This window comes from Kineococcus gurbantunggutensis (assembly GCF_050871925.1).
Lineage (GTDB): Bacteria > Actinomycetota > Actinomycetes > Actinomycetales > Kineococcaceae > Kineococcus.
This window is the reverse complement of sequence record NZ_JBJLSG010000079.1, coordinates 1-23480: the sequence shown is the minus strand read 5'-3', so window position 1 is coordinate 23480 and position 23480 is coordinate 1. Positions and strand designations below refer to the sequence as shown.

The following is a 23480-nucleotide window of genomic DNA, read 5'->3' as shown; positions in this document are numbered from 1 at the left end:
CCGGGCGCGCCTGGCGCGCCGCGCCCGTCGGCCCGCGGGCCGGCTCAGACGTCGTAGGTGACCACCACGGGCGCGTGGTCGCTGAAGCGCTCGGCGTACGACGCGGCGCGGTCCACCGCCGCGCCGCCGGCGCGCGCGGCCAGCTCCCCGGTGGCGAGCTGCAGGTCGATCCGCCAGCCGGTGTCGCGGTCGAAGGCCTGCCCGCGCCAGCTCCACCACGAGTACGGCCCCTCCCGGTCCGGGTGCAGGGAGCGCACCACGTCCACCCAGCCGGAGGCGAACCAGCGGTCGTAGTGGGCGCGCTCCTCGGGCAGGAACCCCGCCTTCTTCAGGTTCCCCCTCCAGTTCTTGAGGTCCGCCTCGCGGTGGGCGACGTTGAAGTCGCCGCACACGAGCGCGTGCCCGCCCGCGGCGCGCAGCTGCTCCATGCGCTCGCCCACGGCGTCGAGGAAGGCGGTCTTGTCGTCCTGCTTGGGGGTGCCCGCCTCGCCGGTGTGCACGTACACCGAGACCACCGTCACCGTGCCCGCCGGGGTCCGCACGTCCAGCTCCACCCAGCGCCCGGCGCCGTCGAAGCGCGGGTGCAGGGCGGCGCGCTGCTCCCCCACCGGCAGGCGGGTGGCCACCGCCACGCCCGCGCGGCCCCTGGTCCCGGCGTCGGTGGGCTCGCGGTGCGCGACGTGCCAGCCGGCGCCGAGGGCCTCGTCCAGCAGGGAGCCGAGCACCTCGTCGGGGGCGCGCACCTCCTGCAGGCACAGCACGTCCGGGTCGCGCTCGGCGAGCCAGGAGGCCATGCCGCGGCGCACGGCGGCGCGGATGCCGTTGACGTTGACGGTGGCGACGGTCAGCACGCCCCCATCCTGGCCCGCCCGCCCGGGCGGGGCGGAGGGGGGCGCACCCCTCGTTCGGCGCATCCACCCGGGCGGGCGCGGGGACGAACAAGACGGTGAGGGCGGTGACCGGCGGGGCCGGACCGGCCCCGGCACCCCCGGTGCCGGGGCGGCGAGCCACCACCGGGCGGAGGAGGGGACGTGGGCACGCGGAGCGCGCGCGGCGCGGCAGGTGCCGGGAGCGCGGGAGGTGCCGGCAGCGCGGGTGGTCCCCGCCGGCTGCTGCGCGCCCTGCGCCGGCCGGAGGGCCTGGTGCCGCGCACCCGCTGGCTGTTCCTGGTCTTCGCGGTCCTGGCGCTGCTGATGTCGCTGCCCGGCCCGCTGGCGGTGGCCGGGCCCGTGACGCTGCCCGCGGTGCTGGGCGCCTCCGCGGTGCTCGTCACCTCCTGGGTGCACGCCTACCTGGGCGGGCGGGAGTCCGTGCTGCGCGACCTCGCCGACTGCGTGGCCGTCACCGCCTTCACGCTGAGCTGCCCCGCGCCGGCGATGGTCTTCAGCGTCACCTTCTGCTCGCTGTGGTTCCACGCCGTGCACAGCTCCACCCGCCGCGGCCTGCTGCGCTGCGCGGGCTACGCCGGGGCGGTGGTCGCCGCGCTGCCGCTGTGGGGGCTGGTGCCCGGGCACGAGCCCACCACGCAGGCCGCGCCGGTGCTCGGCACCGCCCCCGTCATGCTGCTGACGTTCGTCGTGGTGCGCGTGCTGGCGGTGGGGATGTTCGCCCGCGAGCGGGCCGCGCAGCGCGACGCGCTGCTGGTGGGCTTCGGCACCCGGCTGCTGGGCACGACCGACGCGGACCGCGTCGCCGAGGAGGGCGTGGCCAGCAGCCGGGCGCTGTGCGCGACGACGCCGGGCCTGCGCTCCCTGGCGGTGCGCCTGGAGGGCGGTCGCGCGGTGGTCACCGGCGTGGCCGGCGCCTTCGAGCGCGCGCCGGGGCACCTGCCCGCCGGCGTGGTGCCGAGGGGCCTGCTCCCCGGCGACGTCGTGGCCGTGCCGCGCACCGCGGAGCTGGACGCGGCGACCGGCGAGGCGTGCCGGTGGGTGTGCCTGGACCTGCCCGGGGTGGAGGGGGCGTCGATCCTGCTGGGGGCCCCCGGCGGGGTGGAGCCGGAGGTCGTGGTGTCCTTCCAGTCGCTGGCCAACCAGGTGGCGATGGCCGTCAGCAACGCCCGGGTGCACCGGCTGCTGAGCGCGCAGGCGCGCACCGACGCGCTCACGGGCCTGGCGAACCGGGTCGGCTTCCAGGAGGAGCTGACCGGCGCGGCCGGCGAGCCGGGCGAGCGCGCGGTGCTGTTCGTGGACCTCGACGGCTTCAAGGCCGTCAACGACCGGTTCGGGCACGCGGCCGGGGACGAGCTGCTGCGCCACGTCGCCGACCGGCTGCGCGAGGTCCTCCGCCCCGGGGACGTGTGCGCCCGCCTGGGCGGGGACGAGTTCGCCGTGCTGCTGCGCGGGGCGGGCGCCGAGCGGGCGGCGGCGGCCGGCCGGCGCGTCGTCGAGCTGGTCTCGGCGCCGGTGCCGCTGGCCGCGGGCCCGGTGCGGGTGGGCGCCAGCGTCGGGACCGCGCACACCGCCGGCGCGCTGGGCCCGCAGGAGCTGCTGGAGCGCGCCGACGCCGCCATGTACGCGGCCAAGGCCGCCGGCCGGGGGCGCGTGGAGGCGTCCACCGGCGGGGCGTCCACCGGCGGGGCGTCCACCGGCGGGGCGAGCACCGGCGGCGGGCCCCGGCCGCGCGAGGTCGCCGGGTAGGCGGGCGCCCGGCGGGCGGGTCGGTCCCCGCACGCGCGAGCACCCCGGCGGGCGGGTGCCCACCGGGGTGCTCGCGAGCGCGGCTCAGCGCAGGCCGGCGGCCCGCTCCGCGCTCTCGACGACGTTCGTCAGCAGCAGCGCGCGCGTCATCGGCCCGACCCCGCCGGGGTTGGGCGCCACGAACCCGGCGACCTCGGCCACGTCCAGGGCCACGTCGCCGGCCAGCCGCGGCTTGCCGGTCTCCGGGTCGGGCACGCGGGAGACGCCCACGTCCAGCACCGCGGCGCCCGGCTTGACGAGGTCCCGGGTGACCAGGCCCGGCACGCCCGCGGCGGCGACGACGACGTCGGCGCGGCGCAGGTGCGCGGCCAGGTCCCGGGTGCCCGTGTGGCACAGCGTCACCGTGGCGTTGGGGTGGCGGCGGGTCAGCAGCAGCCCGATGGGGCGCCCGACCGTGACGCCGCGCCCGACCACGACGACCTCCGCGCCGTCCAGCGGCACGTCGTGGCGCAGCAGCAGGTCGATCACCCCGCGCGGCGTGCACGGCAGCGGGGAGGTGATCTCCTCGCGCACCCGCAGCACCAGGCGGCCCAGGTTCGTCGGGTGCAGGCCGTCGGCGTCCTTGGCCGGGTCCACCGCCTCCAGGACCCGGTTGGCGTCGATGCCCGCGGGCAGCGGCAGCTGCACGATGAACCCGGTGCACGCCGGGTCCGCGTTGAGCTGGGCGACCTCGGACTCGATCTCGCCCTGGGTGGCGCTGGCGGGCAGCTCCACCTGGATCGAGGCGATGCCGACCTCGGCGCAGTCGCGGTGCTTGCCGCGCACGTACGAGGCCGAGCCGGGGTCGTCGCCGACCAGGACGGTGCCCAGGCCCGGCACGACGCCGCGCTCGCGCAGCGCCGCCACGCGCTCCTTCAGGTCGGCCTTCACGGCCGCCGCGGCGGCCCGGCCGTCGAGGACGACCGCGCTCACGCGAAGGTCTCCGCCGCCGGGTACAGCGGGAACGACTCGGTGAGCTTGGCGACCCGCGCGCGCAGGGCGGCGGCGTCGAACTCCGGCTTCAGGGCCAGCGCGATGACGTCGGCGACCTCGGTGAACTCCGCCGCGCCGAAGCCGCGGGTGGCCAGCGCCGGGGTGCCGATGCGCAGGCCCGAGGTGACCATCGGCGGGCGCGGGTCGAAGGGCACCGCGTTGCGGTTGACCGTGATGCCGACCTCGTGCAGGCGGTCCTCGGCCTGCTGGCCGTCCAGCGCGGAGTCGCGCAGGTCCACCAGCACCAGGTGCACGTCGGTGCCGCCGGTGAGCACGGAGACCCCGGCGCGCGCCACGTCGGGCGCGGTGAGGCGCTCGGCGACGATCTTGGCGCCCTCCAGGGTGCGCTGCTGGCGCTCGCGGAACTCCTCGGAGCCGGCGACCTTGAACGCCACGGCCTTGGCGGCCACGACGTGCATGAGCGGGCCGCCCTGCTGGCCGGGGAAGACCGCGGAGTCGACCTTCTTGGCGTGCTCGGCGGTGGTGAGGACCAGGCCCGAGCGCGGGCCGGCGAGGGTCTTGTGCACGGTGGAGGTCACCACGTGCGCGTGCGGCACCGGCGAGGGGTGCAGGCCCGCGGCGACCAGGCCCGCGAAGTGCGCCATGTCGACCATGAGGTACGCGCCGACCTCGTCGGCGATCTCGCGGAACGCGGCGAAGTCGAGCTGGCGCGGGTAGGCCGACCAGCCGGCGATGATGAGCTTCGGGCGCGCCGAGCGCGCGGTGGCGCGCACCACGTCCATGTCCACGCGGAAGGTCTTCGGGTCCACCCCGTAGGCGGACACGTCGTACATTCGGCCCGAGAAGTTGATCTTCATGCCGTGGGTGAGGTGGCCGCCGTGGGCCAGCTCCAGGCCCAGGATGCCGTCGCCGCCGCGGATGAAGGCGTGCATGGCCGCCGCGTTGGCGCTGGCGCCGGAGTGCGGCTGCACGTTGGCGTGCTCGGCGCCGAACAGCTCCTTGGCGCGGGTGCGGGCCAGCTCCTCGGCCACGTCGACGTGCTCGCAGCCGCCGTAGTAGCGCTTGCCCGGGTAGCCCTCGGCGTACTTGTTGGTCAGCACCGAGCCCTGCGCCTGCAGCACCGCGCGCGGGGCGAAGTTCTCGCTGGCGATCATCTCCAGCGTGTCGCGCTGGCGGCCCAGCTCGGCGTCGAGGACCGCGGCGATCTCCGGGTCGACCTCGGACAGCGGCCGGTCGGTGACCCCGGCGGCCGCGGTGGGGGTGGGCAGGACGTCGGTCACGTTGCGCTCCTCGGGCTCGGGCGGCGGTGTCGACGCGAGGCCCAGGCGGACGACCCCGTGAACGGCGGGCGCCGCCCGCGGGCGGCTCCCGTTGCCGCTCCCCGGTGGTCCCCCACCTTCGCCAGTCGCGGCAGGCCCAGGGTAGCCCAGCGCTCAGCGCGGGACGGCCGCCTCCAGCACGGTGCGCATCTTCGCGGCCGTCTCGCGCACCTCCGCCGCCGGGTCGGAACCGGCCACGATCCCGGCGCCGCCGAAGATGCGCAGGGTGCGCCCGGCGACCTCCGCGCAGCGCACCCCCACGACCCACTCGCCGTCGCCGTCGCCGTCCTGCCAGCCGATCGCGCCGGCGTAGCAGCCGCGGTCCAGGCCCTCCACCTCGCGGATCACCTGCAGCGCCGCGCGGCGCGGGGAGCCGCCCACCGCCGGCGTCGGGTGCAGCGCGGCCACCAGGTCCACCGAGGTGGTGGAGGTGTCGTTGAGCAGGGCGGTGACGCGGGTGGCCAGGTGCCACACCGTCGGCGTGGCCAGCAGCTCCGGCTGCGGCGCGCTGACCGTGCGGCAGAACGGGCGCAGCGCCTCCACCACGGCGTCCACCACGTAGGCGTGCTCGCGGCGGTCCTTGTCGGAGGTCATCAGCGCGTCGGCGCGGCGCAGGTCCTCCTCCGGCTCCGGCGAGCGCGGCACGGAGCCGGCCAGCGGGCGCAGCAGCACGCTGGGCCCGCGCCGGCGCAGCAGCAGCTCCGGGCTGGCGCCCACCAGCCAGCGCCCGCCCGCGCGCGCGGGGTCGTCCAGCGGCACCGCCAGCGTCGTGGCGGCCGGGTTGCGCGCGCCCAGGTCGGCGACCAGGTCGGGCACCGACCAGTCCACCAGCGCCGTCAGCTCCAGGGAGCGGGCCAGCACCACCTTGTGCACGTCGCCGGCGGCGATGCGCTCCAGCGCGGCGCGCACCTCGGCGGCGTAGCCCTCCGGGGAGGGCAGCGGGCGGCTGCGCGCCACCGTGACGGGCCGGGGCACGTACCCCGCCGGCGGCGTCAGCGGCCCGGGGGTGCGCACCGCCGGGCCCACGCGCAGCGCGCCGGGCGAGGTCAGGTCGAAGGGCACCGCGCCGGCGACGACGACGCCCTCGGGCTCCTCGTCCAGGGCGCGGGCGGTGCGGCGCAACTGCTCGGCGCCGGAGCCGCCGGGCACCAGCGGGCGCGGGCCGGTCTGCACGAGCGTGCTCTTGGCGTCCGAGAAGACGGTGGCGCCGGCGCGCACCGCGAGGGCCGCCGAGGCGGGTTCTGACACGCGCCCACCCTAGGCTTCACACCCGTGAGCGCACGCCCGAGGGTCCTGACCCTGTCCTGCCCCGACCGCCCCGGCATCGTCCACGCCGTCACCGGGGCCCTGGTGGCGCTGGACGCCAACATCACCGAGAGCCAGCAGTACGGGGACCCGGACACCGGCCTGTTCTTCATGCGGGTGGCCTTCGACGCCGCCGCCAGCGACGAGGCGCTGCGCGAGACCGTCGCCGTGGTCGCCTCCCGCTTCGAGCTGACGTGGGAGCTGCGCGACGCCGCGGCGCGGGTGCGCACCCTCGTGCTGTGCTCCAAGCAGGGGCACTGCCTCAACGACCTGCTCTTCCGGCACCGCTCCGGCGACCTGCCGGTGGACGTGGTGGGCGTGGTCTCCAACCACACCGACCTGGCCCCGCTGGCGCAGTTCTACGGCGTGCCCTTCCACCACGTGCCCGTGGCCACCGGCGACGCGGCCTCCAAGGAGGCCGGGGAGGCGCGGCTGCTGGAGCTGGTCGCCGAGCTGGACGTGGAGCTGGTCGTGCTGGCCCGCTACATGCAGATCCTGTCCGACGCCCTGTGCCGGGAGCTGTCGGGGCGGGCCATCAACATCCACCACTCGTTCCTGCCCAGCTTCAAGGGAGCCCGGCCCTACCACCAGGCCCACGCCCGCGGCGTGAAGATCATCGGCGCGACGGCGCACTACGTGACCGCCGACCTGGACGAGGGCCCGATCATCGAGCAGGAGATCGAGCGGGTCGACCACCGCTACACGCCGGCGGAGCTGGTGCGCACCGGCCAGGACGTGGAGGCGCGCACGCTGGCGCGCGCGGTGCGCTGGCACGCCGAGCACCGGGTGCTGCTCGACGGGCACCGCACGGTCGTCTTCCGCTGAGCGCGCCGCACGCGCTCTGCGGCTGAGCGCTCCGGGCGCCTCAGCGCTCCCTGAGGTGGCGGGCGGCGCCGGCCAGGCGGTGCCCGGCCCCCTGCACCAGCGCCGCGCCGCCGGCGGCGGCCAGGCGCACGGCGCCGACCGGGCCGGTGGCGTGCGCGGTGCCCGCGCGGGCGCCGGCCGGGACGCCGGGGCCCCGGTGCGCCGGCTCGGCGGCCGGCGGCAGCGGGTTGCGCGCGGCGGTGCGGCTGCGCCCCTCGGACAGCGCCGCGCGCGCCGCGCCGGCGTCGGGGTGCACGGTGATGCGGAAGACGTGCCCGCTGCGGCGCAGGCTGCGGGCCGTGGCGCCGTCCTCCTCGTCGAGCACGGCGAAGCCCCGGTGCAGGTGCTTGGCGCGGGTGCGCACCGCCGCGAACGCCCGCAGCGCCCCGTCGTCGAACTCGGTGACGCTGTGGGCGTCCAGGAGGACGTCGCCGTCGCGGCCGTCGCCGAGGGCGCTGATCAGGGCGGCCCCGAGCTCGGGGCCGTCCTCGTCGTGCACGGCGCCCGAGACCGTCACCGTCGCCCCGCTGCGCGCCTGTCGAACCTTCACGTCCCGCTCCCCTGCTCTGCCGCGGCGGGGACCCGCCGGCGGTTCGTCCGGTCCTCCCCGCGGATCCGCGGGGCCGGTGCGCCCCGCGGTGCGGGGGCCGGCGACGGCGCACCCGGGGGTGCGCGAGGGGTGCTGGCGGTGCTGACCGGGGCCCGGTGCGTCGGTGGTCGCCGCACCGGGTCCCTGCTGCGGACTGTACGCCGGTTCCCGCCCGCCGCCCGACCGCGCGCGGCGGCGCGGCGGCAGCAGGGGCGGGAGCGGGAGGGGCGGGAGCGGGGGGGCGGGCGGCGGGTCAGCGCGCGTGCAGGGGGGCGTCCATGCGCAGGTGCTCGACCTCGATGCGGTCCGCGCGCTGCAGGTCCTCCTCGAAGTCCACCTCGACGACGTCGAACTGCGAGATGTCGATGGGCACCACGCGCACGCCGCGGCGGGCGATCGCCGTCTCCAGGCCGCGCTCGAAGTAGTCGGTGTCCGCGCAGGCGCGCAGCTCCTCCACGAGGGCCTGCTTGTCGGCGGCGGAGACGTAGTTGATGCCCACGGCCTCGCCGAGGCCGCCCACGACGGACTTGGACAGCTCGCGCACGAAGCCCTCGGCGTCGACGGTGTACTTCACCTCCTCCTCGGCGACGGCGGCGGTGTTCACGCACACGAACGTCTCGTCGCGCTCGATCCAGGGCTGCACGTGCTGCAGGATCCGCGGGTCGAAGACGACGTCGCCGTTCATCCACAGCACCCCGCCCCGGTGGGAGGTCTCCAGGGCCCGCAGCAGGCTCTTGGAGGTGTTCGTGGAGTCGAACAGCTCGTTGTAGGCGAAGAGCACGTCGGGGCGCGCCTCCATGATGACGGTGGCCTTGAAGCCCACCACCACGGTGATCGGCACCTCCTCGCCGAGCACGGTGCGCAGGTTCTCCACCTGCTGCTCCATGATCGTGCGCCCGTCGCGCAGGCGGGTCTGCGACTTGGGCAGCGGCCGGCCCAGGCGGGTGCCCAGCCCCGCGGCGAGGATCACGGCCTGGGTCTCAGCGGTGTGGCAGCTCACGGACGGACCTCCCCGGTCGGCAGGACGAGGTCGAGCACGCGGTCGGCCGCGTGCCCGTCCTCGGCGTGGCAGAACATCTCCTGGAACGCCTCGTAGCGCTCCTTGTGGGTGGTGCGGACGCCGTCGAGGTCGGCGAGGGCGTCGAGGACCTCCTCGGAGGAGGTGAGCACCGGGCCCGGCGCGATCTCGTACGGGTCGAAGTAGAACCCGCGCAGCACGTCGCGGTAGCGCTCGATGTCGTAGACGTAGTACACGATCGGCTTGCCGGTGATCGCGAAGTCGAACTGGGTGGAGGAGTAGTCGGTCACCATGACGTCCGCGGCCAGGTACAGGTCGCTGATGTCGGGGTGGAAGGACACGTCCAGCACGCCGGGCACGTCCAGGCCCTGCAGCGCGGCGGAGACCATGTAGTGCAGGCGCAGCAGCATGACCTGGTCCTCGCCCAGGCGCTCGGCGAAGCGCTGCAGGTCCAGCTCGAGGCGGAAGTCCGGGCCGTCGCCGAACTTGTCGTCGTCGCGCCAGGTCGGCGTGTACAGCACGGCGGTCCTGCCCTCCGGCACGCCCAGCTCGGCGCGCACGCGGGCGCGGCGCTGCTCGGCGTCGGGGGCGCTGAGCACGTCGTTGCGCGGGTAGCCGGTGACGGGCACGGGCCCGGCGAAGCGGAACGCCCCGCGCAGCGGTCCGGTGGCGGCCTCGTTCGGGGACAGCAGCAGGTCCCACTTGGCCACGTCGTGGTCCAGGCGGTCCAGGCGCCCCGCGGGCGCGAAGAGCACGTCGCGGTGGATGCGCTTGAGCGGCGTGCCGTGCCAGGTCTGCAGGTACGTCGTGCCCGGGCGCTTGTCCCACGGGAAGTCCAGGTGGGTGTTGGAGACGACCAGGTCGGCGGTCTCCAGGGCGGCGACCGCCGCCGGGGAGTCGATGTCCACGGTGGCGGTGCCCTCGGGGAAGCCGTGGGCGTGCGCCGGCGTGGACAGCCAGACGTGCTCGTCGTCGCGGTCGCCGCGCGCGAGCAGGCGCTGGTGCAGCGCGCGCGGGTTGTCCGAGTACCGCCCCTCGAAGCTGTGGTAGACGATCTTCACGGTGCCCCTCGTCGGTCAGGCCCGGGCGGGGGCTCGTGGTCGAACCGTGCCGGGGCGCGATCACTCATGATGCGGCACGCCCAGGCTCCGCGCAGCACAGCGGCGGCCCGGCGGTGGCGCACCGCGGTGCCGGGGCGGGCGGGCACCCGCGGGTCCCCGCCCGCCCCGGACGGCCGGGCTCAGCCGGTGAAGGCGTCCATGCGCAGGTGCTCGACCTCGATGCGGTCCGCGCGGCGCAGGTCCTCCTCGAAGTCCACCTCGACGACGTCGAAGCCGGAGACGTCCACGGGCGCGATCCGCACCCCGCGCGCGACCGCCGTCTCCAGGCCGCGCTCGAAGTAGTCGGTGTCCGCGCAGGCGCGCAGCTCCTCCACGAGCACCGCCTTGTCGGCGGCGGAGACGAAGTTGATGCCCACGGCCTCGCCGAGGCCGCCGGTCACCGTCTTGGACAGCTCGCGCACGAAGCCCTCGGCGTCGACGGTGTACTTCACCTCCTCCTCGCCCACGGCGGCGGTGTTCACGCACACGAAGGTCTCGTCGCGCTCGATCCACGGGCGGGCGTCGCGCAGCACGCGCGGGTCGAAGACGACGTCGCCGTTCATCCACAGCACCCCGCCGGGGCGGGACCTCTCCAGGGCGCGCAGCAGGCTCTTGGAGGTGTTGGTGGCGTCGAAGAGCTCGTTGTAGGCGTAGAGCAGGTCCGGGTGGGCCTCCATGACGAGCATCGCCTTGAAGCCCACCACCACGGTGATCGGCACGTCGGGGCCCAGGGCGGCGCGGACGTTGTCGACCTGCTGCTGCATGATCGTGCGCCCGTCGCGCAGGCGGGTCTGCGACTTGGGCAGCGGCCGGCCCAGCCGGGTGCCCAGCCCGGCGGCGAGGACGACCACCTGCACGTCCAGCGGGCCGCGGCCCGCGCCGGTCCGGCGGCTCACGCGCGCACCCCCCGCCCGCCCAGGACCAGGTCGAGCACGCGGTCGGCCGCGCGCCCGTCCTCGGCGTGGCAGAACCGCTCCTGGAACGCCTCGTAGCGCGCCTTGTGCTCCACCCGCACGCCCTCCAGGTCGGCCAGGGCCTCCAGGACCTCCTCGGAGGTGCGCAGCACCGGGCCCGGCGCGATCTCGCACGGGTCGAAGTAGAAGCCGCGCAGCACGTCGCGGTAGCGCTCGAGGTCGTAGACGAACGAGACGACCGGCTTGCCGGTGATCGCGAAGTCGAAGACGGCCGAGGAGTAGTCGCTCACCAGGGCGTCGGCGGCCAGGTAGAGGTCGTTGACGTCCGGGTGGCGCGAGACGTCGAGCACGCCGGGCACGTCCAGCCCGCGCAGCGCGTCGGGGACCAGGTAGTGCAGGCGCATCAGCAGCACGTGGCTGTCGCCCAGGCGCTCGGTGAAGCGCTGCAGGTCCAGCTCGAGGCGGAAGTCCGGGCCGTCGCCGAAGCGGTCGTCGTCGCGCCAGGTCGGCGCGTAGAGCACGGCGGTCCTGCCCTCCTCGACGCCCAGCTCGGCGCGCACGCGGGCGCGGCGCTGCTCGGCGTCCGGCGCCAGCAGCGCGTCGTTGCGCGGGTAGCCGGTGACGGGCACGGGCCCGCCGAAGCCGAAGGCCCCGCGCAGCGGGACGGCGGCGGCCCCGCTGGGCGCCAGCAGCAGGTCCCAGCGGGTGACGTCGTCGTCCAGCCTGCTCATGACGTCCTCGCCGGCGGGCTGGGTGAAGTGCGCGTCGCGGTGGATGCGCTTCATCGGCGTGCCGTGCCAGGTCTGCAGGTAGGTCGTGCCGGGGCGCTTGTCCCAGGCCGGCAGGTGGTTGTCGGCGACGACGAGGTCGGCCGAGGCCAGCGCGTCCAGGGCCTCCGGGCCGCCCAGCGGCACGGTGGCGGTGCCGGCGGGGAACGCGCCGGCGTGCTCGGGGCCGGCCAGCCAGACGTGCTCGGCGTCGACGTCCGCCCGGGCCAGCAGACGCTGGTGCAGGGCCCGGGGGTTGTCGGAGTAGCGTCCTCCGAAGCTGTAGTAGACGATCTTCACGGTGTTCCTGTCGTTCGGGCCGGGGTGGGCCGCTTGTCCGCCCGCCGTCGGCGGGACCCTCCATGATGCCCGCCCGGGAGCCCGCCCGGACCCGCCTCGGCACCGTCCGTGACCCACCGGCCCACTGTCGTCACTGTGCGTGCAGCACCGCTCGGCGCTGCGTGCCGCACGCGCAGCACGGGCCCCCGCGCCCGGTGGCGCGGGGGCCCGTGCGGGGCGGCCGGGGTCAGGCCAGGCGCGCCTGCAGGTTCTCGTCCAGGCTGCCGAGGAACTCCTCGGTGGTCTGCCACGCCTGGTCCGCGCCCACGAGCAGCGCGAGGTCCTTGGTCATCTTGCCGCTCTCGACGGTCTTGATGACCACGTCCTCCAGGGTCTCGGCGAAGCCGGTGACCTCGGGGGTGGAGTCCAGCTTGCCGCGGTGCGCCAGGCCCCGGGTCCACGCGTAGATCGACGCGATGGGGTTGGTGGAGGTCGGCTTGCCCTGCTGGTGCTGGCGGTAGTGGCGGGTCACGGTGCCGTGCGCGGCCTCCGCCTCCACGACCGAGCCGTCCGGGGTGGTGAGCACGGAGGTCATCAGGCCCAGCGAGCCGAAGCCCTGCGCGACGGTGTCCGACTGCACGTCGCCGTCGTAGTTCTTGCAGGCCCACACGTAGCCGCCCTCCCACTTCAGGGAGGCGGCGACCATGTCGTCGATGAGGCGGTGCTCGTAGGTGATGCCCGCCTCGTCGAACTTCGCCTTGAACTCGTTCTCGAAGACCTCGGCGAAGATGTCCTTGAAGCGGCCGTCGTAGGCCTTGAGGATCGTGTTCTTCGTGGACAGGTACACCGGGTACCCGCGGGCCAGGCCGTAGTTCAGCGAGGCGCGCGCGAAGTCGTAGATCGAGCTGTCGAGGTTGTACATCGACAGCGAGACACCGGCGCCGGGGGCCTGGAAGACCTCGTGCTCGATGGGCTCGGAGCCGTCCTTGGGGGTGAAGGTCACCGTCAGGGTGCCCTCGCCGGGGAACTTGAAGTCGGTGGCGCGGTACTGGTCGCCGAAGGCGTGGCGGCCGACGATGATCGGCTTGGTCCAGCCCGGCACCAGGCGCGGCACGTTGGAGATGATGATCGGCTCGCGGAAGATCACGCCGCCGAGGATGTTGCGGATCGTCCCGTTGGGCGAGCGCCACATCTTCTTCAGGCCGAACTCCTCCACCCGCGCCTCGTCGGGCGTGATGGTGGCGCACTTCACGCCGACGCCGGCCCTCTGGATGGCGTGGGCGGCGTCGATCGTGACCTGGTCGTCGGTCGCGTCGCGGTGCTCCATGCCCAGGTCGTAGTACTGCAGGTCGACGTCGAGGTAGGGGTGGATCAGCCGGTCCTTGATGGACTGCCAGATGATCCGGGTCATCTCGTCGCCGTCGAGCTCGACGACAGGCCCCTGCACCTTGATCTTGGCCACGTGCTGTCTCCTCCTGACCGTGGGCCGGCCCGCTCCGGGACGGCTTCGTCTCGACGTCAAGCTACCGGGCGCCACCGCCCGCGGCCCACCCGCCCGGGTCGCGCGCCGGGCCGCGCGCCGGGCCGCGCGCGGGCCGCGTCCCGGGCGGCGGGCTCGGCAGCGGTGCGGGCGGCGGGGGCGCGGGTGGGTACGCTGCCGCCCCGTGAGTGGTCTCGACGCGCCCGTGCACGACCCCGCCCCCGCGGGCCAGCCGGTCCCGGCGGGCCCCGACCCGCGCAGCACCGCCGGCAAGCTGGCCGAGCTGCACCGGCGCGCCGACGCCGCCGTGGCGGCCGCCGACGAGCGCGCCGCGGCCAAGCAGCACCCCCGCGGCAAGAAGACGGCCCGCGAGCGCATCGCGGCCCTGGTCGACCCCGGCTCCTTCGTGGAGCTCGGCGGCTTCGCGCGCTCGGGCGCCACCGCCTTCGGCGTGGCGAGCAAGCACGTCGACGGCGACGGCGTGGTCACCGGCTACGCCACGCTCGACGAGCGCCCGGTGGCCGTGTACGCGCAGGACTTCACCGCCTTCGGCGGCTCCCTCGGCGAGGTGCACGGCGCCAAGATCGCCGAGCTGCAGGAGTGGGCGGCCACCACCGGCTGCCCCGTGATCGGGATCAACGACGGCGGCGGAGCGCGCATCCAGGAGGGCGTGGCCTCCCTGGTGCAGTACGCGCGGATCTTCCGCCGCAACGTGCACGCCTCGGGCGTGGTGCCGCAGGTCTCGCTGATCGCCGGGCCGTGCGCGGGCGGGGCGGTCTACTCCCCCGCGCTGACCGACTTCACCGTCATGGTCGACGGCACCAGCCACATGTTCGTCACCGGCCCGGACGTGATCCGCACCGTGACCGGCGAGGACGTCGGCTTCGAGGAGCTCGGCGGCGGGCGCACCCACGCCTCGCGCTCGGGGGTGGCGCACCACCTGGCCGAGGACGAGGACGAGGCGGTCGGCTGGGTGCGCGACCTGCTCTCGTTCCTGCCCAGCAACAACCTCTCCGAGCCGCCGCTGCTGCCGCCGGAGGAGCCGCGGCCGCTGGAGGTCGACGAGCACGACCTGGTGCTGGACACGATCGTGCCGGACTCGGCGAACCAGCCCTACGACATGACCGCCGTGATCGCCGCGGTCGTCGACGACGGCGAGTTCCTGCAGGTCCACGAGCTGTTCGCGCCCAACGTGCTGTGCGGCTTCGCGCGCGTGGAGGGCCGCACGGTGGGCATCGTGGCCAACCAGCCCTCGCAGCTCGCGGGCACGCTGGACATCGACGCCTCCGAGAAGGCCGCGCGCTTCGTGCGCACCTGCGACGCCTTCAACGTGCCGGTGCTGACCCTGGTGGACGTGCCCGGCTTCCTGCCCGGGGTGGGCCAGGAGCACGGCGGCATCATCCGCCGCGGCGCGAAGCTGCTGCACGCCTACGCCGAGGCCACCGTGCCGCTGGTGACGGTGATCACCCGCAAGGCGTACGGCGGGGCGTACATCGTCATGGGGTCCAAGGAGATGGGCGCGGACCTGTGCCTGGCCTGGCCGACCGCGCAGATCGCGGTCATGGGCGCGCAGGGCGCGGTGAACATCCTGCACCGCGGCACGCTGAAGCGGGCCGAGGAGGCCGGCGAGGACGTCGAGGCCCGCCGCCGTGAGCTGGTCACCGAGTACGAGGACGAGCTGGCCAACCCCTACGTCGCCGCCGAGCGCGGCTTCGTCGACGCGGTGATCGCCCCCTCCGAGACGCGGGTGCAGGTGGCGCGGGCGCTGCGGGCGCTGGCCACCAAGCGCGCCTCGCTGCCGGCCAAGAAGCACGGGAACATCCCGCTGTGAGCGCGCAGCCGGTCGTCCCCGAGCCCGAGCCGACCCCCGAGCGGGCCGCCGCCGGCCTGCTCGCCGCGCTGCGCATCGAGCGCGGCCACCCCGAGCCGGAGGAGCTGGCGGCCCTGACCGTGGTGCTCACGCGCCTGGCGGCCGCGCCGGCCGCTCCCCCGCCGCCGCTGCCGCGCTCGCGCTGGGCGGACCGCTCCCGCGCGCTGGGGCTGGCGCCGGCGCCCGGCGCGGACGGCTGGCGGGCCAGCGCCCTGCCGCGCTGAGCGGCCGGGCGCGCTCGCGCGGGGTCAGCGCAGGCCGGCGGGCAGCTGCTGCAGCTGCAGCAGCATCCAGGGGCTGAACGGCGAGGGGTCGCGCGCGACCTCGGCGCGCAGCTCGTCCAGGCCCACCCAGCGCCAGGCGCCGACCTCCTCCGGGTTGGGCGCCAGGTCCGCGACGAGGGTGGCGGTGAAGACCGGGCACACCTCGTTCTCCACGGTGCCGTCGGCCATCTCGGCGCGGTAGCGGAACGTCGGCAGCACCGGGGCGACCGCGGTGACGGCGGTGCCCAGCTCGTCGGCGGCGCGCCGGTGCACCGCCTCGGCGGGCTCCTCGCCCGGGCCGGGGTGGCCGCAGAAGGAGTTCGTCCACACCCCCGGCCAGGTGCGCTTGGTGTCGGCGCGGCGGGTCAGCAGGGTGCGGCCGGCCCCGTCGAGCACCCAGCAGGAGAACGCCAGGTGCAGGGGCGTGGCGGTGTGGTGCACCTGCGACTTGGGCGCGGTGCCGCACGGCACGCCGTCCTCGGTGAGCAGGACGACGAGCTCGGTGGCCCGGGTCGCGACGGGCGCGCAGGTGTCGGCAGCGGTCACCGCTGCACCGTACGTGCCCCTCGCGCCGCGCGCACGGAGGCCGCGCGCGCGGCGCGGCCCCCGCCCGGCGGCGGGGGGCGCCGGTGCGCTCAGACCAGCGAGCCCACCCGCCCGCCGGCGGCGGCGACGGCCTCGTCGAGCTCGGCGCCCAGCGAGAGGTCCTCGCCGTCGGCCAGGCGCTGCTCCAGCTCGCGCACCCGCGGGACGACGAGCTCGCCGAACGCCTCGACGTCCTCCTTCACGTGCAGGAACCCCAGCAGCAGCAGGTCCACGCCCACCAGGGAGTACGCCAGCACGCGGCGGGCGACCTCGTCGGGGGTGCCGACCAGGCCGGTGCGGAAACCGTCGTTGTACTGCACCAGGTCGCGGAACTCGCTGTCCGCCCACATGCCCTTGCGGTCCTTCGTGGCGTTGCCGGCCTCCTGCACCGCGGCGCCGAAGCCCTCGACCTTGGCGACGTCGGCCTTGGCGACGATCTCCTCCAGGACCGCCTCGGCCTCCTCGCGCGTGTCGCGCACGACGGCGAAGCCGTTGAGCCCGAAGCGGATCGAGCGGCCGTTCGCGGCGGCCAGGGCGCTGACGGTGCGCACCTGCTCGGCGGCGCCGGCGATCGGCTTGCCGTTCATGAAGTACCAGTCGCTGACGCGGCCGGCCATCGCCTGCGCGGCGGTGGAGTTCCCGCCCTGGAACACCTCCGGCTGCACCCTCGGCTGCGGGCGGAAGGTGATGTCGCGGGCCGAGAAGAAGTCCCCGCTCTGCGAGTAGCCGTCCTGCGACCACACCCCGCGCAGCAGGCTGATGAACTCCTCGGACTGCCGGTAGCGCTCGTCGTGCTCGTGCCAGGTGACGCCGAGCTGGGTGGCCTCGTCCTTGAACCAGCCGGAGACCACGTTCAGCGCCAGCCGGCCGCCGGTGAGCTCCTGCGCGGTGGCGGCGAACTTCGCCAGCACGCCGGGGTGCCAGAAGAACGGGTGGACGGCGGCGATGACCTTGAGCTTCTCCGTCGCCAGCAGCAGGGCCAGGGAGAACGAGGTGGACTCGTGCTGGGCGTCCGCGCCGTAGGAGGCCAGGTAGCGCACCTGGGTCAGGGCGTACTCGAAGCCGGCGCGCTCGGCGGCGCGGGCCACCTCGACGTTGTAGGCGGGGTCGTGGCTCGTGCGCTGCTCGATCGTGGAGACGACGAGACCGCCGGAGACGTTGGGGACCCAGTAGGCGAACTTCACGGGCATGCGGCTGCGCTCCTCCATCGGTCCTGGCGGTAGCACCGGGGGGAGCCGTCGTGGCCCTCGCGGTTGCTGCGGCGTCGTCGAGCCAGGTCTCTCGGCCGCTCTGGATGGTCCCGGCGAGCGTAACCCGGCGCGGGCGCGCGCCGCCACGCACCCGCCCGGACCGCCCTACCCGGACCAGCCCCGCCCCGACCAGTCCCGCCCCGCCGCGGGCCCCTCAGCCCGGCGGCAGCGACCAGGCCAGCACCGCGCACGCCGCGGCCAGCACGAGCAGCACCGCGGTGTCCACGGCGCGCGAGCGCACCGCCAGCGCCCCGGCCACCCGCACCGGCAGCACCAGGCGCAGCACCGCGGCGACGGCCAGGTCCGCGCCCAGCAGCAGCCCGCCGGCCACGGGCCCGGCGAGCAGGGTCAGCAGCAGGGCCAGCCCCGCCCCGCCCACGAGGGCGCCCAGGACGGCGCCGCCCGCGGGCGGCACGCGTCCCGGGGTCCCCGCCGGCGCACCAGCCACGCCAGGCACCGTACCGACGCCGGGCAGCCGCGGCGCGGGCACGCGCCGGGGCTGCCGGGACGGCGCGCCGGGGACCCCGGGCACCTCCGGTCCGCTCAGTGCGCGAAGTGGCGCGCGCCGGTGAAGTACATCGTCACCCCGGCCGCGCGGGCCGCCTCGACGACCTCCTCGTCGCGGATCGACCCGCCGGGCTGCACGATCGCGCGCACCCCGGCGTCGATGAGGATCTGCGCGCCGTCGGCGAAGGGGAAGAACGCGTCGGAGGCGGCCACCGCGCCGCGGGCGCGCTCGTCGCCGGCGCGCGAGACGGCCAGGCGGCAGGAGTCCACGCGGTTCACCTGGCCCATCCCCACGCCCACCGAGGCGCCGTCGCGCGCCAGCAGGATCGCGTTGGAGCGCACCGAGCGCACCGCGCGCCAGGCGAACTCCAGGTCCGCCAGGGTCGCCGCGTCGGCGGCCTCGCCGGCCGCCAGCGTCCAGCCGGCGGGCGCGTCGCCCTCGGCGTCGATGCGGTCCAGCTGCTGCACGAGCACGCCGCCGGAGACCGGGCGCCACTCCTCGTCGCGGCGGCCGTAGCCCTCCGGCAGCTGCAGCAGGCGCACGTTCTTCTTGCGCTGCAGCACCTCCAGGGCCTCGGCCTCGAAACCGGGGGCGACGACGACCTCGGTGAACACGTCGGCGACCTGCGCGGCCATCGCGGCGGTGACCACGCGGTTGGCGGCGATGACGCCGCCGTAGGCGGACACCGGGTCACAGGCGTGCGCCTTGGCGTGGGCGTCGGCCACGTCGGCGCCGGTGGCGATGCCGCAGGGGTTGGCGTGCTTGATGACCGCCACGGCCGGGGCGGTGAAGTCGAAGGCGGCGCGCAGGGCGGCGTCGGCGTCGACGTAGTTGTTGTAGGACATCGCCTTGCCGTGCAGCTGCACGGCCTGCGCGATGCCCGGCTCGGAGGAGGGGTCGGCGTAGACGGCGGCGCGCTGGTGCGGGTTCTCGCCGTAGCGCAGCACCGAGGTGCGCTCCAGGGCGGCGCCGGTGACGGCGGGCCAGCCCTCGTCGCCCTCGTCCAGGGTCTGCGCGGCGAACCAGCCGGCGACCGCGGTGTCGTAGGAGGCGGTGTGCGCGAACGCCTCCGCGGCCAGGCGGCGGCGCTGCGGCTGCGTGAACCCGCCGGCGGCCACCGCCCCGAGCACCTCGCCGTAGCGGGCGGGGTCGACGACGACGGCGACGCTGGGGTGGTTCTTCGCGGCGGCGCGCACCATGGAGGGGCCGCCGATGTCGATCTGCTCCACGACGTCGTCGAAGCCGGCGCCGGAGGCGACGGTCTGCCGGAACGGGTAGAGGTTCACCACGACGAGGTCGAACGGCTCCACGCCGAGGTCGGCGAGCTGCTGCACGTGCTCGGGCAGGCGGCGGTCGGCGAGGATGCCGGCGTGCACGCGCGGGTGCAGCGTCTTGACCCGCCCGTCGAGGCACTCGGGGAACCCGGTGAGCTCCTCCACCGGCGTCACCGGCACCCCGGCGGCGGCGATGCGCGCGGCGGTGGAGCCGGTGGAGACGATCGCGACGCCGGCGGCGTGCAGGCCGGTGGCGAGCTCCTCCAGGCCCGTCTTGTCGTAGACGCTGACGAGGGCGCGCTTGACGCTGCTGCGCTCGGCGGTCGGGTTCTCGGCCATCGGCTGGGGTGGTCCTCTCGGGTGGGCGGGCGCGGGTCGGGCGGGTCGAGCGGGAGGGTCGAGCGGGCGGGTCGAGCGGGCGGGTCAGCTCGGGCGGGGGGCGGGCAGCTCGCCGCGGGCCAGGCGGGCGACGACGTCGACGAGCAGGCGGCGCTCGGCGTCCTTGATGCGCTCGTGCAGGGACGCCTCGTCGTCGCCGTCCAGCACGCGCACGGCCGCCTGGTCCAGGATCGGGCCGGTGTCCACGCCGGCGTCGACCAGGTGCACGGTGCAGCCGGTCACCCGCACCCCGTGCGCCAGGGCGTCGCGCACCCCGTGCGCGCCGGGGAACGAGGGCAGCAGCGCGGGGTGGGTGTTGACCAGCCGGCCGCCGAAGGCGTCCAGCAGCGGTGCGCCGACGATGCGCATGAACCCGGCCAGGACCACCAGGTCCGGGGAGCGGGCGGCCACGGCGGCGGCCAGGGCCCGGTCCCAGGCGGCGCGGTCGGGGTGCTCGCCGGGCGGGACGGCGAAGGTGGCCGCACCCGCGGCGCGGGCGCGCTCCAGGGCGGCGGCGCCGGGCTTGTCGGAGCCGACGGCGACGACGGCGAAGGCGTCGTCGCGGGCGTCCAGGAGCGCCTGCAGGGTGGAGCCGGACCCGGAGGCGAGGACGACGACGCGCGCTGGCACGTGCACGGACGATAGCCGCCGCGGCGGGGCGCGCCGGACGCCCGCCCGCCCGGGCGCCAGGATGGGCGCGTGAGCGCTCCCCCCTTCGTGGCCGCCGCCGACCTCGCCGCCGAGCTGGGCGGCGCGGGCCCGGTCCTGCTCGACGTGCGCTGGCGCCTGGGCGACGCCACCGGCCGCGAGCAGCACCGCGCCGCGCACCTGCCCGGCGCGGTGTACGTGGACCTGGACGCGGAGCTGTCCGCGCCGCCCTCGCCCGCGGGCGGGCGCCACCCGCTGCCCGCGGCGGCCGACCTGCAGCGCGCCGCGCGCCGCTGGGGGCTGCGCGCCGGCTCGCGCGCCGTCGCCTACGACGACGCCGGCGGCGCGGCGGCCGCGCGCGCCTGGTGGGTGCTGCGCTGGGCCGGCTTCGAGGACGTGCGCCTGCTCGACGGCGGCCTGGCGGCGTGGCGGGCGGCGGGCCTGCCGCTGGAGGCCGGGGAGGTGGTGCCCGCGCCGGGCGACGTGGAGCTGGGCCCCGGCGGCGCGCTGCCGTCGGTGGACGCCGACGGGGCCGCGGCGGCGGCCGCGCGCGGGGTGCTGCTGGACGCCCGCGCCCCCGAGCGCTACCGCGGGGAGGTCGAGCCGGTGGACCCGCGCGCCGGGCACGTGCCCGGTGCGCGCAACCTGCCGCCGGCCTCGCTGACGGGCGCCGGCGGGCTGCTGCTGGGGCCGGTCGAGCTGCGCGAGCGGCTGGCGGCGGTGGGCGTGGCGCCGGGCACCGAGGTGGTGGCCTCGTGCGGCTCGGGGGTCTTCGCCAGCCTGGCGGTGGCGCAGCTGGCGGCCGCGGGCGTGGGGGCGGCGCTGTGGCCGGGCTCGTGGTCGCAGTGGTCCGTCGACCCGGCCCGCCCCGCCGCCACCGGCCCCGACCCCCACCCGGGTCCCGCCCCCCACCCGGGCCCCGAGGGCGCCGCCGGGCGCTGAGACGCCCGCCCGGGCACCGCGCGGTGCACGCTGCGTAGAACGCCTCTCGCGCTGCGGTGACGGACGCCCGCGGACTGCGCCGAACGCCCCCCGCGGCGCGCGGCGGCGTGGTCCGATGTCGCGCCATGAGCACCCGGAACAGCCCCTGGCCCGCCGGGACCCCCTCGTGGGTGGACCTGGCGTGCACCGACGTCGAGGCGTCGGCCGCCTTCTACCGCAGCGTCCTGGGCTGGGAGGTGGCGCGGCTGGGCCCGGAGTTCGGCGAGGGCCCCTTCCTGCAGTTCCTGGCCGGCGGGCGCGTCGCCGCGGGCGCCGGGCCGGCCGGGCGCGGCCCGACGGGGTGGCACCTGTTCGTCGCCACCGACGACGCGGCGGCCACCTGCGCCGCCGCGGCGGCGGCCGGGGCGCGGGTGCTCCTGCCGCCGCGGCCGGTCGGCGACCACGGCACCCTGGCCGCGGTCCTGGACCCCGCCGGGGTGCCGCTGGGCCTGTGGCAGGCGGACCGGCACCCCGGTGCGCGGGTCGTCGACGAGCCTGGCGCCCTGGTGTGGTGCGACCTGCGCTCCCCCGACCCGGCCGCCTCCCGCGGCTTCTGCGCCGAGGTGTTCGGCTGGTCCTCCGGGGAGCTCGCCGACGGCTGGGGGGCGGTGACCCCCGCGGGCGCCGGGCGCCCGGCCGGCGGCATCGGCCCGGACCGGCACGGGCGGCCGGGCTGGCTGGTGCACTTCGGGGTGGCCGACTGCGACGCCGCGGCGGCCGCGGCGCGGGCGGCCGGCGGGACGGTGCTGAGCCCGCCCCGCGACACCCCGCTGGGCCGGGTGGCCGAGCTGGCCGACCCCGCGGGCGCGCTGCTGGCCGTGGTGTCCGGCGAGCGGAGCCGGCAGCCGGACCGCTCCTGAGCCGCGCGCCTCAGCCGCGCACCTCAGCCGCGCCCGCGGACCGGCCCGCCGCTGCCGCCGCCGTCCCGGCCGCTCCCCGCGGCGCCCGTGCTCCCGCCGGCGGGCCGGCGCGAGCGGCCGGCCGGCCCGGCGGCGGAGCCGGGCGGGGCCAGCAGGCCGCCGGTGCGCTCGCTGAGGGCGGCGGGCAGGTCGGAGGCGACGCGGGTGCCGCGCCAGGCGGTCCACGCGCGCTGCAGCAGCACCGCGGCCACCCCGCCGGCGGCGACCTCGCCGGCGACGGCCAGGGCGGTCCACGCCGCGTGCGGGCCCATCTCGCCCATGCGCCCCGAGCCCAGCGGCCCGGACGCGGCGGCGGCGAGCACCCCGCTCACCAGCCCCGCGAGGGCACCGGTGAGCAGCGCCACCGCGACGCGGTGCAGCGGCCCGGCGGGCTCGCCCGCGCGGGGGCGGCGCAGCAGCGCCGCCCCCGCGCCCACGAGCACCGGCAGCAGCACGACGGCCCACGCCGCGACCGGGGCGGGCCCCTGCGGGGGCAGCGCCCCCAGCACCGGCACCGCGGGCAGCGTCGCCAGCGTCGTGCCGCCGGGCGCCACCGACGTCGCGGTGCCCACGGCGAAGCCGGGACCGGCCAGCCACGCCAGCCCCCACACCGCCAGCGTCGGCAGCAGCAGCGCCTGCGCCAGCACCAGCAGCGCGCCGCCGAGCAGGCCGGGCTCCAGGGAGCGGTGCAGCAGCAGCACGTCGGAGCGGCCGTGCACCAGCGCCACCGCCACCGCCAGCGAGCCCAGCGCCACCAGCGCCGCGGCGCTCGCCGCGGCCGGGCGCAGCGCGGCGGCCAGCGCGGCCGGCACCCGCGGCGGCAGCGGCGGGCGGTGGGCGCGGGCCCCGGCGAGGAAGCCGAGCCCGCCCACCAGCGCCCCGCCGAGCAGGGCCTGCACCGGGGCGGCGGCGCTGACGCCGCTGCGGGTGACCAGCGCGAGCAGCAGCGCCAGGACGCCGTAGCCGGCGGCGAACACCCCCGCGCCGGGCCAGAACGGCACCCCGCGCTCGGCCTCGACCTGGTCGCGCACCCACGTCCGCACCGCCCGCACCGCCGAGGCCAGCGCGAGCAGCGTCACCCCCAGCGGGGCGACGGCCAGGGAGCCGCCGACCACGGCGACCGGGGCGCCGTGGCCCAGCAGCCACACGTCGGCGCCCACGCGCACCACCGCCGCCAGGGACGAGGTGGAGCGCACGGCGCCGAGCCAGGCCACCAGGGTCAGCACGGCGATCGGCACGAGCAGGGTGAGCACCGCGCGCACGGCGGCCGTCAGCAGCGGCAGCAGGTCCGCGGGCGCGGGACGGGCCGCGGCGGGCCCGGCGGTGGCGGGGGGCGAGGTGGCGGGAGGGCTGGACATCGCCTCCATCCTGCCCCCGCCCGCGGGGGCACCCGGTCAGCGACGCGCGGCGGCGCACGCGGCCGGGGGGGGGGGGCGCGGGGGGGGGGGGCGGGCGGGCGGGGGGGCGCGCGCGGTGAGGAGGACGAGGTGCCGCCGCACCGCCGCCAGGAGCGGGAGGTGCTTCGGTGAGCGGGACGACCGGTGACGTGCTGGGCGAGGA

The 23480-nt window shown here is 76.9% G+C and carries 22 protein-coding genes; 6 read left to right on the top strand and 16 right to left on the bottom strand.

Translation table 11 applies throughout. From position 1 onward, the window contains the following. Window positions 1–44: 44 nt before the first annotated feature. A complete protein-coding gene (locus ACRYR7_RS15085) occupies window positions 45–851 on the bottom strand; it encodes an exodeoxyribonuclease III (protein ID WP_432572926.1) in 807 nt (268 codons plus the stop codon). A gap of 180 nt (window positions 852–1031) precedes the next feature. Here ACRYR7_RS15085 and ACRYR7_RS15080 point away from each other — a divergent pair, with 180 nt between their 5' ends. Continuing rightward, entirely contained in the window at window positions 1032–2636 is a 1605-nt protein-coding gene (locus tag ACRYR7_RS15080; RefSeq protein ID WP_432572925.1) for a GGDEF domain-containing protein, read from the top strand. 84 nt (window positions 2637–2720) lie between these two features. Here the strand turns inward: ACRYR7_RS15080 and ACRYR7_RS15075 are convergent, their stop codons facing one another. The 3 genes from ACRYR7_RS15075 to ACRYR7_RS15065 form a co-directional block, all read right to left on the bottom strand. Continuing rightward, the gene (locus tag ACRYR7_RS15075) at window positions 2721–3608 is read right to left on the bottom strand and encodes a bifunctional methylenetetrahydrofolate dehydrogenase/methenyltetrahydrofolate cyclohydrolase (RefSeq protein ID WP_432572924.1); all 888 of its coding nucleotides are present in this window, start codon (window positions 3606–3608) and stop codon (window positions 2721–2723) included. Next, window positions 3605–4909, bottom strand: coding sequence for a serine hydroxymethyltransferase (gene glyA, locus ACRYR7_RS15070; RefSeq protein ID WP_432572923.1), 1305 nt, complete (start codon window positions 4907–4909; stop codon window positions 3605–3607). The genes ACRYR7_RS15075 and glyA overlap by 4 nt, the downstream gene beginning before the upstream one ends. Window positions 4910–5062: 153 nt before the next feature. Then, complete coding sequence (locus ACRYR7_RS15065) at window positions 5063–6196, bottom strand: isochorismate synthase (protein ID WP_432572922.1); 1134 nt, start codon at window positions 6194–6196, stop codon at window positions 5063–5065. A gap of 24 nt (window positions 6197–6220) precedes the next feature. Between ACRYR7_RS15065 and purU the strand changes: the two genes are divergently transcribed. After that, window positions 6221–7078 (top strand): formyltetrahydrofolate deformylase, encoded by an 858-nt coding sequence (gene purU, locus ACRYR7_RS15060; RefSeq protein WP_432572921.1) that lies wholly within the window; start codon window positions 6221–6223, stop codon window positions 7076–7078. A 40-nt stretch (window positions 7079–7118) separates the two neighbouring features. Here purU and ACRYR7_RS15055 read toward each other — a convergent pair whose 3' ends face one another. The 6 genes from ACRYR7_RS15055 to ACRYR7_RS15030 all read right to left on the bottom strand — a co-directional run bounded on the left by ACRYR7_RS15055 (window position 7119) and on the right by ACRYR7_RS15030 (window position 13246). Continuing rightward, window positions 7119–7667, bottom strand: a complete 549-nt coding sequence (locus ACRYR7_RS15055; RefSeq protein ID WP_432572920.1) for a phospholipase D-like domain-containing protein — start codon at window positions 7665–7667, stop codon at window positions 7119–7121. Window positions 7668–7959: 292 nt separating this feature from the next. Further along, window positions 7960–8706, bottom strand: coding sequence for a phosphocholine cytidylyltransferase family protein (locus tag ACRYR7_RS15050; RefSeq protein ID WP_432572919.1), 747 nt, complete (start codon window positions 8704–8706; stop codon window positions 7960–7962). Then, window positions 8703–9785 (bottom strand): CDP-glycerol glycerophosphotransferase family protein, encoded by a 1083-nt coding sequence (locus ACRYR7_RS15045; protein WP_432572918.1) that lies wholly within the window; start codon window positions 9783–9785, stop codon window positions 8703–8705. Before ACRYR7_RS15045 ends, ACRYR7_RS15050 begins: the two co-directional genes overlap by 4 nt. 179 nt (window positions 9786–9964) lie before the next feature. Next, on the bottom strand, window positions 9965–10687 hold the full coding sequence (locus ACRYR7_RS15040) for a phosphocholine cytidylyltransferase family protein (RefSeq protein ID WP_432572928.1): 723 nt from the start codon (window positions 10685–10687) through the stop codon (window positions 9965–9967). 29 nt (window positions 10688–10716) lie between these two features. Beyond that, entirely contained in the window at window positions 10717–11805 is a 1089-nt protein-coding gene (locus tag ACRYR7_RS15035) for a CDP-glycerol glycerophosphotransferase family protein (protein ID WP_432572917.1), read from the bottom strand. Window positions 11806–12031: 226 nt separating this feature from the next. Then, window positions 12032–13246, bottom strand: a complete 1215-nt coding sequence (locus tag ACRYR7_RS15030) for an NADP-dependent isocitrate dehydrogenase (RefSeq protein WP_432572916.1) — start codon at window positions 13244–13246, stop codon at window positions 12032–12034. 223 nt (window positions 13247–13469) lie between these two features. On the opposite strand from ACRYR7_RS15030, the gene ACRYR7_RS15025 reads away from it, so the two are divergent. Together ACRYR7_RS15025 and ACRYR7_RS15020 are read left to right on the top strand one after the other, a co-directional pair. Further along, entirely contained in the window at window positions 13470–15095 is a 1626-nt protein-coding gene (locus ACRYR7_RS15025) for an acyl-CoA carboxylase subunit beta (protein WP_432572927.1), read from the top strand. Further along, entirely contained in the window at window positions 15092–15358 is a 267-nt protein-coding gene (locus ACRYR7_RS15020) for an acyl-CoA carboxylase subunit epsilon (RefSeq protein WP_432572915.1), read from the top strand. Before ACRYR7_RS15025 ends, ACRYR7_RS15020 begins: the two co-directional genes overlap by 4 nt. Window positions 15359–15382: 24 nt before the next feature. Here the strand turns inward: ACRYR7_RS15020 and idi are convergent, their stop codons facing one another. The 5 genes from idi to purN all read right to left on the bottom strand — a co-directional run bounded on the left by idi (window position 15383) and on the right by purN (window position 20022). Continuing rightward, a complete protein-coding gene (gene idi, locus ACRYR7_RS15015; protein ID WP_432572914.1) occupies window positions 15383–15943 on the bottom strand; it encodes an isopentenyl-diphosphate Delta-isomerase in 561 nt (186 codons plus the stop codon). A gap of 89 nt (window positions 15944–16032) precedes the next feature. Continuing rightward, the gene (gene sfnG / locus ACRYR7_RS15010) at window positions 16033–17190 is read right to left on the bottom strand and encodes a dimethylsulfone monooxygenase SfnG (RefSeq protein WP_432572913.1); all 1158 of its coding nucleotides are present in this window, start codon (window positions 17188–17190) and stop codon (window positions 16033–16035) included. 196 nt (window positions 17191–17386) lie between these two features. Further along, window positions 17387–17680, bottom strand: a complete 294-nt coding sequence (locus ACRYR7_RS15005) for a DUF3017 domain-containing protein (RefSeq protein WP_432572912.1) — start codon at window positions 17678–17680, stop codon at window positions 17387–17389. Window positions 17681–17775: 95 nt separating this feature from the next. Then, window positions 17776–19353 carry a bifunctional phosphoribosylaminoimidazolecarboxamide formyltransferase/IMP cyclohydrolase gene (purH, locus tag ACRYR7_RS15000; RefSeq protein WP_432572911.1) on the bottom strand — a complete coding sequence of 526 codons (1578 nt, stop codon included), beginning with the start codon at window positions 19351–19353 and terminating at the stop codon, window positions 17776–17778. Window positions 19354–19437: 84 nt separating this feature from the next. Beyond that, the gene (gene purN / locus ACRYR7_RS14995) at window positions 19438–20022 is read right to left on the bottom strand and encodes a phosphoribosylglycinamide formyltransferase (protein ID WP_432572910.1); all 585 of its coding nucleotides are present in this window, start codon (window positions 20020–20022) and stop codon (window positions 19438–19440) included. A 69-nt stretch (window positions 20023–20091) separates the two neighbouring features. On the opposite strand from purN, the gene ACRYR7_RS14990 reads away from it, so the two are divergent. Beyond that, a complete protein-coding gene (locus tag ACRYR7_RS14990) occupies window positions 20092–20982 on the top strand; it encodes a sulfurtransferase (RefSeq protein WP_432572909.1) in 891 nt (296 codons plus the stop codon). Window positions 20983–21107: 125 nt separating this feature from the next. Continuing rightward, window positions 21108–21881 (top strand): VOC family protein, encoded by a 774-nt coding sequence (locus tag ACRYR7_RS14985; RefSeq protein ID WP_432572908.1) that lies wholly within the window; start codon window positions 21108–21110, stop codon window positions 21879–21881. 23 nt (window positions 21882–21904) lie between these two features. On the opposite strand, the gene ACRYR7_RS14980 is transcribed toward ACRYR7_RS14985, so the two are convergent. Further along, window positions 21905–23278, bottom strand: coding sequence for a cell division protein PerM (locus tag ACRYR7_RS14980; protein ID WP_432572907.1), 1374 nt, complete (start codon window positions 23276–23278; stop codon window positions 21905–21907). Window positions 23279–23480 lie beyond the last annotated feature (202 nt).

Coding starts and splice junctions, on each gene's coding strand:
- sfnG (WP_432572913.1), bottom strand. CDS start 17,190: ATGGAGGAGCGCAGCCGCATGCCCGTGAAGTTCGCCTACTGGGTCCCC.
- purH (WP_432572911.1), bottom strand. CDS start 19,353: ATGGCCGAGAACCCGACCGCCGAGCGCAGCAGCGTCAAGCGCGCCCTC.
- ACRYR7_RS14985 (WP_432572908.1), top strand. CDS start 21,108: ATGAGCACCCGGAACAGCCCCTGGCCCGCCGGGACCCCCTCGTGGGTG.
- ACRYR7_RS14980 (WP_432572907.1), bottom strand. CDS start 23,278: ATGTCCAGCCCTCCCGCCACCTCGCCCCCCGCCACCGCCGGGCCCGCC.